The 13,725-nt window shown below is 64.6% G+C and carries 13 protein-coding genes and 1 rRNA gene; 5 read left to right on the top strand and 9 right to left on the bottom strand.

Going from position 1 to position 13,725, the window contains the following annotated elements:
• The first annotated feature begins 119 nt into the window (after positions 1–119).
• Positions 120–236 (top strand): 5S ribosomal RNA (rrf, locus tag AC1C2M_RS06750).
• Between the two features lie 496 nt (positions 237–732).
• Here rrf and AC1C2M_RS06755 read toward each other — a convergent pair.
• Positions 733–2,151, bottom strand: coding sequence for an MFS transporter (locus tag AC1C2M_RS06755; RefSeq protein WP_495435705.1), 1,419 nt, complete (start codon positions 2,149–2,151; stop codon positions 733–735).
• A gap of 5 nt (positions 2,152–2,156) precedes the next feature.
• On the bottom strand, positions 2,157–2,582 hold the full coding sequence (locus AC1C2M_RS06760; protein ID WP_495435706.1) for a MarR family winged helix-turn-helix transcriptional regulator: 426 nt from the start codon (positions 2,580–2,582) through the stop codon (positions 2,157–2,159).
• 108 nt (positions 2,583–2,690) lie between these two features.
• On the opposite strand from AC1C2M_RS06760, the gene AC1C2M_RS06765 reads away from it, so the two are divergent.
• The gene (locus tag AC1C2M_RS06765; RefSeq protein WP_495435707.1) at positions 2,691–3,608 is read left to right on the top strand and encodes an alpha/beta hydrolase; all 918 of its coding nucleotides are present in this window, start codon (positions 2,691–2,693) and stop codon (positions 3,606–3,608) included.
• On the opposite strand, the gene AC1C2M_RS06770 is transcribed toward AC1C2M_RS06765, so the two are convergent.
• On the bottom strand, positions 3,602–4,225 hold the full coding sequence (locus AC1C2M_RS06770) for a histidine phosphatase family protein (protein ID WP_495435708.1): 624 nt from the start codon (positions 4,223–4,225) through the stop codon (positions 3,602–3,604). The genes AC1C2M_RS06765 and AC1C2M_RS06770 overlap by 7 nt on opposite strands.
• Positions 4,226–4,297: 72 nt before the next feature.
• On the opposite strand from AC1C2M_RS06770, the gene lplAB reads away from it, so the two are divergent.
• From lplAB to AC1C2M_RS06785, 3 genes are all read left to right on the top strand, one after another.
• The gene (gene lplAB / locus AC1C2M_RS06775; RefSeq protein WP_483404995.1) at positions 4,298–5,347 is read left to right on the top strand and encodes a lipoate-protein ligase LplAB; all 1,050 of its coding nucleotides are present in this window, start codon (positions 4,298–4,300) and stop codon (positions 5,345–5,347) included.
• A 98-nt stretch (positions 5,348–5,445) separates the two neighbouring features.
• Complete coding sequence (locus AC1C2M_RS06780) at positions 5,446–6,291, top strand: DNA-methyltransferase (RefSeq protein WP_495436477.1); 846 nt, start codon at positions 5,446–5,448, stop codon at positions 6,289–6,291.
• Complete coding sequence (locus AC1C2M_RS06785; RefSeq protein WP_495435709.1) at positions 6,288–7,214, top strand: LLM class F420-dependent oxidoreductase; 927 nt, start codon at positions 6,288–6,290, stop codon at positions 7,212–7,214. The genes AC1C2M_RS06780 and AC1C2M_RS06785 overlap by 4 nt, the downstream gene beginning before the upstream one ends.
• A 22-nt stretch (positions 7,215–7,236) precedes the next feature.
• Here AC1C2M_RS06785 and sufU read toward each other — a convergent pair whose 3' ends face one another.
• The 6 genes from sufU to AC1C2M_RS06815 all read right to left on the bottom strand — a co-directional run bounded on the left by sufU (position 7,237) and on the right by AC1C2M_RS06815 (position 13,688).
• Entirely contained in the window at positions 7,237–7,680 is a 444-nt protein-coding gene (sufU, locus tag AC1C2M_RS06790; protein WP_495435710.1) for a Fe-S cluster assembly sulfur transfer protein SufU, read from the bottom strand.
• Positions 7,680–8,990: a cysteine desulfurase gene (locus AC1C2M_RS06795; RefSeq protein ID WP_495435711.1), complete on the bottom strand. Its 1,311-nt coding sequence runs from the start codon at positions 8,988–8,990 to the stop codon at positions 7,680–7,682. The genes sufU and AC1C2M_RS06795 overlap by 1 nt, the downstream gene beginning before the upstream one ends.
• Positions 8,991–9,166: 176 nt before the next feature.
• Entirely contained in the window at positions 9,167–10,210 is a 1,044-nt protein-coding gene (locus AC1C2M_RS06800) for a LacI family DNA-binding transcriptional regulator (protein ID WP_495435712.1), read from the bottom strand.
• 27 nt (positions 10,211–10,237) lie between these two features.
• Positions 10,238–11,644 (bottom strand): GH1 family beta-glucosidase, encoded by a 1,407-nt coding sequence (locus AC1C2M_RS06805; protein ID WP_495435713.1) that lies wholly within the window; start codon positions 11,642–11,644, stop codon positions 10,238–10,240.
• Positions 11,644–12,540, bottom strand: coding sequence for a carbohydrate ABC transporter permease (locus tag AC1C2M_RS06810; RefSeq protein ID WP_108389933.1), 897 nt, complete (start codon positions 12,538–12,540; stop codon positions 11,644–11,646). The genes AC1C2M_RS06805 and AC1C2M_RS06810 overlap by 1 nt, the downstream gene beginning before the upstream one ends.
• Positions 12,537–13,688, bottom strand: coding sequence for a carbohydrate ABC transporter permease (locus tag AC1C2M_RS06815; RefSeq protein WP_495435714.1), 1,152 nt, complete (start codon positions 13,686–13,688; stop codon positions 12,537–12,539). Before AC1C2M_RS06815 ends, AC1C2M_RS06810 begins: the two co-directional genes overlap by 4 nt.
• Between the last annotated feature and the right edge of the window lie 37 nt (positions 13,689–13,725).

The following is a 13,725-nucleotide window of genomic DNA, read 5'->3' on the forward strand; positions in this document are numbered from 1 at the left end:
TCGTGATCGATAAAATTCACGATGCGTAGCGTCCACTATGTGGTTCTCGATGTACGGTCGAGAACCGAACAAGCAAACATGTTTGTTCGATTCAGCTTTTGACTAACGTCACAAGATGTTTCGGCGGCCATAGCAAGAGGGAAACGCCCGGTCACATTCCGAACCCGGAAGCTAAGACTCTTTGCGCCGATGGTACTGCAGGGGGGACCCTGTGGGAGAGTAGGACACCGCCGGACTTAACTTAGAAGAGCCCACCCCTCGGGGTGGGCTCTTCGTCTTTAACCCACCATCTTTACCGCACCGTCTTTAACCCACAGCACCACGGCACCACAACAGCGGCACCAGCACCAGCGCGAGCACCACGCCAGGCGCACCCCGCACCCCCGCAGCTCTCGACAACCAAGCCACCCAGCCGGGTGGCTTTTATTCGTTAACGCGCGGTCACGGCATCCGCGGCGCCGCATCACGGTCGCCCCCGCCCCAATGCTCGGCGACAAACGGCTGTACACCGGTGCCTCGGCGGGGGACGGTCGTTCGCGCTGCTCCGACAGAAGCGGCTGCTCTGACGATCGAACGCACGCCATTACTGGCCGGGGAGCGCGGGAACTGCCGCGGTGTCCCGATCTTCCGATGGGCCGTTTGGACTCCGCCGTTCAGCCGACGACCCGATCAGTCGATCAGGAAGTGGCTCGCGTCGGACGCCGCCGACCCGGGTTACAGGCCGAGGCTGAGTTAGCGCGAATGGGTTGGCGCGGGGGCGTGGCTTTCTGCGGGGACGCTCTTGTCAGCCGGGCGCTTCGCATCACGGCGTGTTCCACGAGCGAGGTCCGGCAGCGAAATGGGAGAGGTCAGTGCGACCTCCTCGGAGAAGTCCTCGGGCACGATCGACGACACGGGGAGTGGGCGACCGGCGTGCGTGACGACGAGGCGCCAGCGAGAGTCGGGGTGCACGCGCAACCTCAGCTGCCGTGCCGCCACCGCCCAGGTCAGCGCGAACGTGCAGGCGATCAGCGCCGCAACTCCGGCTGCGGCAAGTGCCCATCGAGGGCCCCACGCGTTGGCGATGCCGCCGACGATCGGGGCTCCGAGCGGAGTGCCACCCATCAGGACCGCCATGTACAGCGCCATCACGCGGCCGCGCACCGCGGCATTCGTCGTGGTCTGTACGAAAGCGTTTGCCGTCGTCAGCATGGTGACCGTCGCGAAGCCGATGAAGATGAGGGCGAACGCGAAGGTCCAGAACGTGGGCATGACGGATGCCGTAAACGCGGCGACCGAGAACAACCCGACGGCGGCGATGATGACACGCATCCGGGCGCGGTCGCGGCGCGCGGCGAGCAGGGCCCCGGTGAGCGAGCCGATAGCGAGGATCGACGACAGCAAACCGTAGTCGCCGGCGCCGCCGCCGAGCTCGACCGCCATCGTTGACGCGAAGATCGGGAAGTTCATGCCGAACGCACCCATGATGAACACGATGACGAAGATGACGCCGAGGTCGGGTCGGCTCAGAACGTAGCGGAAGCCCTCGGCGAGCTGTCCACGCTGGCGCGGTGCGCGCGGGCGGGCGCGCAGCTGGCTCGAGCGCAGCTTGTAGAGCGCGAACAGCACAGCGAGGAACGTGGCGCCGTTGACGATGAACACCCAGCCGGAGCCGATCACGACGATAAGGAGACCGGCGAGGGCGGGGCCGATCATGCGCGCGGCATTGAATGACGCGGAGTTGAGGGCGACGGCGTTCGACATGTTGTGCTCGTCGACGAGGTCGGAGACGAAGGTCTGGCGCGCCGGCCCGTCGACGGCGTTCACGATGCCGAGGAGGAGTGCGAAGACGTAGAGGTGCCAGAGCTCGGCGTGACCGAGGATGAGTAAGAGCCCGAGACCAACACCGAGAAGCATCAGTGCGCTCTGCGTGATCATAAGGATCTTGCGCCGGTCGAACCGGTCGGCGATGAGGCCGGTGATGGGCACGAGCAGCAGTTGCGGCCCGAACTGCAGGGCCATCGTGATGCCGACGGCAACGGCGTCGTTGTCGGTCAGTACCGTGAGCACGACCCAGCTCTGGGTCGTCGACTGCATCCACGCACCGATGTTGGACACGAGGGCGCCAATGAACCACAGGCGGTAGTTATAGCTCGAAAGCGAACGGAACATTGCACTCACTGGGTGGCGAGTCTCCTCATCAGGTCGGCGGCCTTGGCCAGGGTTTCTCTGTCGGCGGGATCGAGGGCGCGCAGCTGGTGGTTAAGCCAGGCATCCCTCTTCTTGACTGTTGCTTTGACGATTGCAGCACCGGCATCCGTCAGTTCGATGGTCACGCGGCGCTTGTCTGCGGCATCGGCGACCCGGGTGAGGTACCCGGATTCCTCCAGGCAATTCACCGTGCGGTTCATCGACGGCGCTGAAACGTGGTCGCGCTCCGCAAGCCCGCTCAGGGTGTGCGACCCGTGGGTGTACAGGCCTCCGAGCACCGAGAACTGGCCGTCACTGAGCTCGTCGTTAGCCCGTTCGGCGCGAAGACGCCTGGCCAGTCGGAACGTTGCCATGCGCAGGTCTGATGCCTGCTCCGCGATTGTCTTTGCCACAGAAGGACAGCTTATCAAATTACTTAGCGAAGGTAAAGATCTGATTAGCATCGCTAACTATGTGCCTGCTGCTGCGATCCGCCCTGTTCTGCGGATACGCTGGGGCGCATGACAGGCGACGATCACTCAGGCGCGGATGCCGCGACGCACGAAACGCGAACGGATGCCACGGCGCCCGAGTCAAGGACGCTGGTCGACGCCGACGGGGTCACCATTTACTACTACACCTGGTCAGTGCCGAATCCGAAGGGCGTCATTCACCTGAGCCATGGAGTGGGTGAACACGCCCGCCGCTATGCGCCGCTCGCCAGGGAACTCAACGCGGCCGGCTACACAGTCATCGCTCACGATCAGCGCGGACACGGCCAGACCGGAATTCATCACCTCGGAATGGGCAAACTCGGCGATCGCAACATACGAGCCGCGATCGACACCGCACAGTTCGTCGGCGAGCGGATTCGGGATGAGCACTCAGAGTTGCCCCTGGTGCTGCTCGCGCACAGCTGGGGCTCGATGATGGCGCAAAAGATCATCAATCGTGCGAGCATTTACGACGCTGTTGTTCTTTCCGGATCGTCGCTCGCCATCCCTGGCGTTGTCGGAGCCGGCAACTACAACCGCAGGTGGAAATCACCGACGGCGACCGGGCTGGAGTGGCTCAGTCGGGACGAGTCCGTGTGGGAGGGGTTCTCTGCCGACGAGTTCAACTTCGACATTGCCGTGACCCCGGTGTGGACGCCGGCGCAGGCGTTTTTTGTACTCGTTGGACTCCCGCCGAGAAAGATGCCCCGCGACATCCCGATGCTGATCCAGGGCGGTTCGGATGATCCCCTCGGCGGCACGCGGGGACTGACACTATTGCGCGACGCGTACGTCAAACGAGCGAAACTCAGCGACGTCACGCTGAAGATCTATCAGGGTGCCAGGCACGAGATATACAACGAGACGAACCGGGACGAGATCATTGCAGACCTCGTGGGCTGGCTCAACGCGCACACCGCTGACGTCCTGTCCGGACCTCAGTAGCGGTGGGCAGCAGCGCTCGCGGGGACGTTGAACGCATAGAGCCGCGCCTTCCCCGCTGTGTATTCGAGCGTGGTGACCGCGCCGTTCTGAACGACAGGCATGAGCTCGCGGTAGCAGTTCGGGTCGATCCCCAGCAGTGAACACAGTGTCAGCCGGAGCGCCGTGCCGTGGCAGCTGACGAGCACGCGACCCTGGGGGAACGCGGCCTCGATCCGGTCGAACGCGCGAAGGTACCGGGTGATGCCGTGAAGGCCCTGCTCGCCGCCCGGCAGCACCGCCTCGGCGGGCCTGGCGACGAAAGCGTCCACCTCCGTGGCATAGGTCGGTCGCAACTCGTCGAGCGTGCGTCCCTCGCCGACCCCGAACCCGACCTCGAGGAGATCCGGGTCTGTCTCGACGATCTGTCCGGTGACCCGGGCGCTCGGCTCGGCCGTGAGGATCGCGCGGCTCAGCGGCGACGAGTAAATCGCGTCGAGGCGGGCATCGTTCGCCCAGTCCGCGAGGGTCTCGGCCTCGCGCAACCCGTTTTCGTTGAGCTGCACATCGGCGGTGCCGGCGTATCGGTGGTCAGCATGCCAGACCGTCTCGCCGTGGCGGGCCAAAAACAGAGTAGTCATAGCCCCATTGTCACCCACGGTGCGCGATTCGGCGCCCTCTCCTCGTGCGCCTGCCACGGCTAGGCTGGACACATGCATGGTGAGTACAAGGTTCCCGGCGGCAAGCTCGTCGTTGTCGACCTCGATGTCGATGAGGGCCGGATCGCAAATTTCCGTCTCGCCGGCGACTTCTTTCTCGAGCCAGACAGTGCTCTCGAAGACATCAACAGGGCCGTCAACGGCCTTCCGGTCGAGACGGATGCCACGGCGCTGGCATCCGCGATCCGCCGCGGCCTTCCGGAAGGGGCGACGCTCCTCGGCTTCAGTCCTGAAGCCGTAGCGACAGCGATTCGCCGCTCACTCTCCGGGGCCGCAGACTGGCGTGACTTCCCGTGGGAGCTGATCCACTCGAAACCGGTTTCGCCACGGATGCACCTCGCCCTGGACGAGGTGCTCACCGCCGAGGTTGGCGCCGGGCGCCGCGGCCCGACACTCCGGATCTGGGAGTGGGAGGAGTCGGCCGTTGTTCTTGGCAGCTTCCAGTCGGTCAGGAACGAGGTCGACCTGGAACAGGCCAGGGCCAACGGATTCGACGTGGTTCGTCGCATCTCCGGCGGCGGCGCGATGCTCATGGGCAAGGGCCAGATCATCACGTACTCGCTCTACGTGCCTGCGGAACTGGTCAAGGGGATGACGTTCGCGGACAGTTACGCCTATCTCGACGACTGGGTGCTCAGCGCACTCCGCTCCGTCGGCATTGAGGCGACGTACCAGCCACTCAACGACATCACGAGCCCGAGCGGCAAGATCGGCGGGGCCGCCCAGAAGCGACTCGGCAACGGAGCTGTACTCCACCACGTCACCATGAGCTACGACATGGACGGTGAACTCATGGCGAAGGTGCTCCGCATCGGGCGCGAGAAGCTCAGCGACAAGGGCACGAAGTCGGCCGCGAAGCGGGTCGACCCGCTGCGCAGCCAGACCGGACTCAGCCGCGCCGAGATCATCGAGCGCATGAAGGCCACCTTCGTCAGTCTCACCGACGCCGTTCCCGGCGACATAACGCCCGAGGAATATGCCGAGGCCGAGGCTCTCGTAGAGTCCAAGTTCGCCACTGACGCGTGGCTGAATCGGGTGCCGTGACCGTGACCGCCGACGAGACGGCTGACGTCTCCGTCGTGAACGACCCGTGCCTCGTGAACGGCCCGTCCGTCGTGAACGACCCCGCTCCAGTGGCGAACATGGTCATCGAGGGCGACAACCTCCAGATCCTGCCCACCCTGCCTGACGCATCCGTCACCCTCGTCTACATCGACCCGCCATTCAACACAGGGCGGGAGCAACAGCGCCACGTGACCTCGAGCGTTCGCGTGGAGAACGGTGGCAGCACGGGGTTCAAGGGCAAGAGCTACGAACGCATCCGCGGAGAACTGCGCCGTTACGACGACACGTTCGACGACTACTGGACCTTCCTCGAGCCAAGGCTCCTCGAGGCATGGCGACTGCTCGCCGACGACGGCACCCTGTACCTGCACCTCGACTATCGTGAGGCGCACTACGCAAAGGTGCTGCTCGACGCCATCTTCGGCCGCGACTGTTTCCTCAACGAGCTGATCTGGGCTTACGACTACGGAGCGAAGTCCAAGAGCAAGTGGCCGACGAAACACGACACGATCCTCGTCTACGTGAAGAATCCGAAAACGTACTATTTCAACTCGGATGCCGTCGATCGCGAACCGTACATGGCTCCAGGACTCGTCACGCCAGAGAAGGTGGAGCGCGGCAAGCTCCCCACCGACGTCTGGTGGCACACGATCGTCTCGCCCACCGGCAGGGAGAAGACCGGGTATCCAACCCAAAAGCCCGTCGGGATACTGCGCCGCATCATCCAGGCATCCAGCAGGGAAGGCGACGTCGTCCTCGACTTCTTCGCCGGCAGCGGCACGACGGGCGCGGTTGCGTCGACCCTGGGCCGGCGCTTCATCATGATCGACCAGAACCCCGAAGCGATCGCCGTCATGCGAGCCAGGCTCGCGGCCGCTGACGTCGACTGGCGCACACTCAACGACAAGAAAGGCGATTTGTGAAGTTCAGGATTTTCACCGAACCGCAGCAGGGAGCAACCTACGACGACCAGCTCGCGGTGGCACAGGCCGCTGAGCGCCTCGGTTTCGACGCGTACTTCCGCAGCGACCACTACCTGAAGATGGGCGACCACTTCTCGGGGCTTCCCGGACCAACCGACGCCTGGACCACTCTCGCCGGACTGGCTCGCGAGACCTCGCGGATTCGCCTCGGCACCCTCGTGTCGAGCGTGACGTACCGACCGCCGGGCATCCTCGCCATCCAGGTGGCCCAGGTCGACCAAATGTCAGGCGGCAGGGTCGAGCTCGGGCTCGGAACGGGCTGGTACAAGGAAGAGCATGCTGCGTACGGAATACCCTTCCCGCCGAAGCGGTTCGGCATGCTCGAGGAGCAACTCGAGATCGTGACGGGGCTGTTCGGCACGCCGGTCGGCGAGAGCTATTCGTTCAGCGGCGAGCACTACTCACTCGAGAACTCGCCGGCCCTGCCGAAGCCCGTGCAGGACCGCGTGCCCGTAATCGTCGGCGGTGGAGGGCCCAAGCGAACCCCGGCGATGGCCGCTCGATTCGCTACAGAGTTCAACGCGCCGTTTGTACCATTCGACAAGATCGCCGCCACGTTTGCCGGTGTTCGCGGGGCCTGCGAAGCCATCGAACGCGACCCCGACGACCTCACCTACTCCGCGGCGTTTGTCGCCGCCGTCGCGTCAGACGAAGCGGGGTACGCCGGGCGGGCTGCCGCAATCGGCCGGGAGACCGGTGAGCTGCGCGAGAACGGCCTGGCCGGAACCCCGTCCGAGGTCATCGACCGGCTCGGCGCGCTGCAGGACGACGGGGTCGAAACCGTGTACCTGCAGATTCTCGATCTGTCGGACCTCGATCACCTCGAGCTGATCGCCGCCGAGGTCACGCCGCACTTCGCGTAAGCCCTGAGTACCTCGCCCGGTTCTACTTCTGGAGCTGGGCGAGGTCGGCCTCGAGGGCAACCCACGCGAGCATGGCGCACTTGACTCGCGCCATGTACTTGGCGACGCCCTCGAGCACGACGGCGTCGCCGAGCGGCTCATCGTTGTCCACTCCAGCGCCCTTCGAGTGCATGAGTTCACGGAACAGCTCGATCCGTGATCGCATCTCGTCGACGGAGAGCCCCGGCGCCAGGTCGTGCAGCAGCGAGGCTGATGCCATTGAGATGGAGCAGCCGGCACCCTCCCAGCTGAGCGAACGAACCACGTCGCCGTCGAGGTGAAGCTGCATCGTCAGTTCGTCACCGCAGGTGGGGTTCAACTGGTGGCTCGAGGCATCCGCTTCTGGCTCCAGGCCGAAGCCGTGCTTCTCGCGCGAGTGCTCGAGAATGACCTGCTGGTACATCCCTGCCAGATCTCCGGATGCCATTACTTCACTCCGAAGAATGCGCGGACGGATGCCATGGCGTCGATGGCCGCGTCGACATCGGCGGTCGTGTTGTAGAGATACGCGCTCGCACGGGTCGACGCTGTAACACCGAACCGGCGGTGCAGCGGCTGGGCGCAGTGGTGCCCGACCCGAACGGCGATGCCGCGGTCGTCGAGGAACTGGCCGACGTCGTGGGCGTGGACCCCTTCGACGTCAACGCTCGCGAGGCCGGCGCGGTGCACGCCGGCGGCGGACCCGAGCACGCGCACTCCGGGCAGCGCGCCGAATCCCTCAACGAGTCGTGCTCCGAGGGATGATTCCCACCGCTCGATCCGGTCCATGCCCACCGCCGTGAGGTAGCCGACGGCGGCGGCGAGTGCGATGGCCTGTGAGACTTTTTGCGTGCCTGCCTCGAACCGCTGGGGAGCGGGCAGGTAACCGGATGCCTCCATGGTCACCGTCGTGATCATCGATCCGCCGGTGAGGAATGGTGGCATCGCATCGAGCAACTCTGCCCGGCCGTAAAGCACACCGATCCCCGTCGGAGCGAGCATCTTGTGTCCGGAGAACACGGCAAAGTCCACGTCGAGAGCGGCAAGATCGAGAGCGCGATGCGGCGCGGACTGGCAGGCGTCGAGCACGACCAGCGCACCGACGGCGTGTGCCAACCGAACCAGAGTATCGACCGGGTTGATCACGCCGGTGACGTTGGAGACGTGGGTGAACGTGACGATCTTCGTGCGGTCGGTGATCAGGCGCTCCGCCTCCTCCATCCTGAGTGTGCCGTCATCGTTCACCGGGATGTAGCGCAGCGTCGCACCGGTGCGGGCGGCGAGTTCCTGCCACGGCACGACGTTGGAGTGGTGTTCACCCTCTGTGGTCAGGATTTCGTCGCCAGCCTTCAGAACGAAGCGCGCGGCATCCGCACCGCCACGACCGAGGCTGGCGTTGGAGAAAGCGTAGGCGAGGAGGTTGATGCCCTCCGTCGCGTTGGAGGTCCAGATGATTTCGTTGTCGCGCGCGCCGACGAAGCGGGCGACTGTGGCACGGGCGTTCTCGAACAGCTCGGTGGCGTTCGCGGCGAGGGTGTGCGCACCGCGGTGCACCGCTGAGTTGTCGTGCTCGTAGAAGGAGCGTTCGGCGTCGAGCACGCTCGCCGGCTTCTGTGAGGTGGCCCCCGAGTCGAGGTAGACGAGGTCGTTGCCGTTGACCTTCTGGTTCAGCGCGGGGAAATCGCGGCGGAGAACCAGCACCTCGTCGTCGGTCAGAGAGCCGCTGAGCTCCGTCGTCGCTGCGAGAGGGTGGGACATGCGGAACTCACGATCTTGGGTCGGATTGCGAAAGAGGCGAGGCAACGCGGTGCCTCGAGGCCTCTTTCAGTCAAGCGCAAACGGCGCCGGGCTATTCCTTCTATTGTGCTCCCCCGCGCTCGGAACAGCCACACCACCGGAAACGTGATTGCGCCGGGCGCTGGCGCTGTTCTCCGTCAGGCGGAGTCGCGCACGACGAGCTTCGTCGGCATGGTCGTCGCCGTGTCGATCTCTTCGCCGTCGATCAGCCGCACGACGATCTCCGCCATCTTTGCTCCCATCGCTGCAGGCGCCTGGTTAACCGTCGTGAGCGGCGGGTCGATGGTGCTCGCGTAGCGGTCGTCGTCATAACCGACGACCGCGATATCGCCGGGGATCGTCAGCCCTGCCTCGCGGATCACCGAGTACGCCCCTGCGGCGAGCTGGTCGCTGAATGAAAAGAGCCCGTCGATCGGAACTCCCCGTGCGAGCAGCCGTCGCATCGCTTCGGCGCCGTCATCCGGCGAGTAGTCGCCGTACTCGATGAGCGAGTCATTAAGCCCGGCGGAGGCGAGAGCCTCACGCCAGCCGGCAAGCCGGTCGATGCCGGGCGGCATGTCCTGCGGACCGGCGATCGTCGCGATCGAGCGACATCCCCGATCGATGAGCCGTTGGGTGGCGACACGGGCACCGGCGACGTTGTCGACGTCGACGTAGTGCCCCTCCGCGGTCTCGGGGTTGATCGGCCGACCACCGAAAACGATCGGCAACTGCTGCCCAAGGCGGGTGTACGAGTGGTCACCTGAGTGGTGCGAAACCACGAGGGCGCCATCGACGTTTCCGCCGAGCAGGTAGCGTCTCGTCTTGTCTGACTTGGTCTCCGACGCGATCAGCAGGTTGAGTGTGTAGTCGGTGTCGGCGAGGTACAGCGCAACGCCCTGAACCACCGATGCAAAGAACGGGTCGTCGAAGACCTTCGCGGCCGACTCCGGAACCACGAGGGCGATGACCTGGGTCTTTCGACTGGCCAGCGACCTCGCGGCCCGGTTCGGCACGTAATTGAGCTCGGCAATCGCGTTCTGGACGAGCGCGACCACCTCCGCTGTCACCTTGGGGGAGGAGTTGACGACGCGTGACACCGTCGCTCTCGACACCCCGGCGCGGGCGGCAACCATTTCGAGCGTCGGTGACTGCCCGGCGGATGCCGGCGCGCGTGTCGGTTCGATGTCTTGCGTTGTCATCCGCGTCACCCCCTCGGTCGTCCTACTCTAGTGTGCGAGCTCCGCCGTCTTGGCAGCAGCGATCATCTCTGCGTACGCCAGTCCCGAGTCCTTGATCGTCCGCTCCTGGCTTGCATAATCGACGCGGACGATCCCGAATCGCTTGTCGTATCCCCACGACCACTCGAAGTTGTCGAGGAGGGACCAGACGAAGTACCCGCGAACATCCGCGCCGTCGCCGATGGCGTCCGACACGGCCTGCACGTGGTCAACGATGTATTGCGTACGCTCGGTGTCGTGCACGCGCCCGCCCTCGAGAACGTCCTGGTATGCCGAGCCGTTCTCGGTGACGAAGAGCGGTGGCATGTTCGGGTATTCGCGGCCCAGCCGAACCAGCAGCTTGTGCAGCCCGGAGGGGTTCACCTCCCAGTTCATGGCCGTACGCGGCAGGCCGCGGCTCGGGAACGTGATGTACTCGGAGCCGATCCAGCACGACTTGATGTCGCGCTCGGTCGCGCCGGAGTGACCGTCTGTTCCTGAATCGTCCGGGTGGCCCGAGACCTGATCGTCGTGGTAATGGTTGACGCCGAGGAAGTCGATCTTCGTTCCGATGATCTCCATGTCGCCCGGCTGGATGATGTCGCGAAGGCCGAACTGCTCGAGGTCGTTGAGCGTGTCATCGGCGTATGCGCCGGTGACGATGGGGTCGAGGAACACCCGGTTCTGGAGTACGTCGAACCGGCGAGCTGCTTCGACATCGACCGGGTCGTTGGCGTCGAGGGGGATCGCGTTCGACAGGTTGAGCGTGATGCCGATCTGCTCTGCACCGAGTTCACGCAGCCGGTTCACGGCGAGACCGTGGGCCAGGTGCTGGTGGTGAATCGCTGAAACGGCGTCCGTCGGGTTCTGCCGGCCGGGTGCGTGAACGCCCGAGGCGTACCCGAGCAGGGAGGAGCAGAACGGCTCGTTGAACGTCGTCCAGTTCTTCACCCGGTCGCCCAGGGTGCCATAGACGGTCTCGGCGTAGTCGGCGAAGCGCTCGGCTGTGTCGCGGTTGGCCCATCCGCCCTTTTCTTCGAGGGCCTGCGGCAGGTCCCAGTGGTAGAGGGTCAGCCAGGGCAGGATTCCGGCGCCGAGCAGTTCATCGACGAGCCTGGAGTAGAAGTCGAGGCCGGCCTGGTTCGGCTCGCGGTCGCCCGGCACAACGCGCGCCCAGCTGGTGGAGAACCTGTACGAGTCGAGGCCGAGCTTTTTCATGATTGCGACGTCACCGGCATAGCGGTGGTAGTGGTCGACGGCGACCTCGAGGTCATCGCCACCGGCGATCGCTCCCGGAACGCGAGAGAAAGCATCCCAGATCGAGTCTTCCTTGCCGTCCTCGTGGCGTGCCCCTTCGACCTGGGCCGCAGCTGTTGCCGACCCCCAGATAAAGGTGGGGGGAAAGTTGAGTGCCATTAACCTTTCACTGCTCCTTGCATGATGCCTGAAATGAGTTGTTTGCCCGCCACGATAAAGAGGATGAGCAATGGGACTGTAGCCATAATGGCCCCAGCGAGCACTATCGAGTAATCGACGTACCGCGCCGACTGCAGCTGGCTGAGCGCCGTCTGCAGTGTGGGGTTGCTCGCGTTGAGGACGAGGAGCGGCCAGAGGAAGTCGGTCCACGCCGTCATGAAGGTGAACAGGCCAAGGATCGCCATTGCAGGCCTGGCCGCGGGGACCGCGACGTGCCAGAAGGTCGAGATCATGCTTGCGCCATCCATGCGGGCCGCTTCGATGAGTTCGTCCGGGATCACGTCCACCAGATACTGGCGCATGAAGAAGACGCCGAACGCCGTGACGAGGGTCGGGATGATCACCGCACCGATCTCTCCGGTCCAGCCGAGCGTCCTCATCACCATGAACAGGGGGATGATGCCGAGCTGGGTCGGAATCGCCATCGTCGCGATGACGAAGAGCATCAAGCCATCGCGGCCCTTGAAACGGAGTTTGGCGAACGCATAGCCGGCGAGCGTCGAGAAGGTGACGACGGACACCGTGATGATGCTCGAGATGAGCACGCTGTTGCCGAGCGCGAGCCAGAACGGCACCGTGTCGAAGACCTCACCGACGTTCTTCCAGAAGTTTCCTCCTGGCAGGAGCGGGGGCCAGGTCGAGCCGAACGCGGCGTTGCTCCGAGTGCCCATGACGAACGACCACCACAGGGGGTAGGCCGACGAGAGGAAGAACACCCCGAGCAGCGTGTAGGTCAGCCACCCGGGACGCTTGTCGATTCCGAAGAACTTCGCTTTGCGTCGCGTTGGCAGGCTCGGAGGAGTCTCCGTCTGGCGGGTGAGGGTGTTCGCGCTCATCGGTTACCCCTCTCTTCTGTCGGTGCTGGTGGGTCTGTCGGATTGGCGGGGCCAGGCGCGGGGAGCGTCTCCGCCACGACTGAGGTCGCAGCGCCGCGCTTCACGGCGTCCCGCGCTTCGCGCTGGCGGACCTTGAGCAGCCGGCGCTGTGCTCGTGCGTTCGCACCTCTGCCCTCTGCCGTCGCGATGCTGCGGGACAGGAGGAAGTTGATCAGGCCGAAGATCACGATGAGCAGGAACAGCAGCCAGGCAATGGCCGAGGCCTTGCCGAAGTTCTGGCGGAAGAAGGCCATCTCCCAGAGGTAGAGCACCGTGGTCTGGAACTGCCGCTGTGATCCGCCGGCGGTGACCGGGTCGAAGAGGCGGGGTTCCGTGAAGATCTGCAGGCCGCCGATTGTCGCCGTGATGATGACGAAGATCATCGTGGGGCGAATGGAGGGAAGGGTGATGCTGAAGAACCGGCGGAGAGCCCCAGCGCCGTCGAGAGCGGCAGATTCGTGGATGTCGCGGGGTACCGACTGCATCGCTGCGAGCAGGATCAACGCGTTGTATCCCGTCCACCGCCAGTTGACCATCGTCGCTATCGCGATGTGGCTTGGCAGCGTCTCGTTGCGCCACATGATCGGGTCGATGCCGAAGCTCTCGAGGATGTTGTTGATCAGTCCGTATTCCTCGCCGAAGACGTTCGAGAAGATCATCGCGACGGCGACCGGCGTGACGACGTACGGCAGGAGCACGCTCATCCGCCAGAACGTCTTACCCCGCAGGTTCTGGTCCAGCACCGCGGCGATGATGACGGCGGCGGTGAGCTGCGGAATCGAGGAGAGGAAGAAGATGCTCACCGTGTTGAACAGCGAGTTCCAGAAGAAACGGTCTCCGAGGACCGCCGTGAAGTTTCCCAGCCCCACGAACTCGCCCTGCCCCTTGAGCAGGTGCCAGTCGTACAGCGATACAACGAACGTATAGACCAGAGGGAAGAGACCGACGATGGCGAAGAGGATGAAGAAGGGGGCGACGTACAGGTAGGGGGAGGCCTTCACATCGAGGGCACTCAACCGGTGCTTCATCGACATGGGCGCCTTCTTGGGGGTGCGCGACGCGCGGGGAGATGGACTCTCGACCGGCGGCCGGTTCAGTGTGCTTGTCATGTTCTCGCGTCCAGGTGGAGGCCCCCGGACGGATCCG

The organism is Mycetocola sp. Y444 (assembly GCF_059445295.1).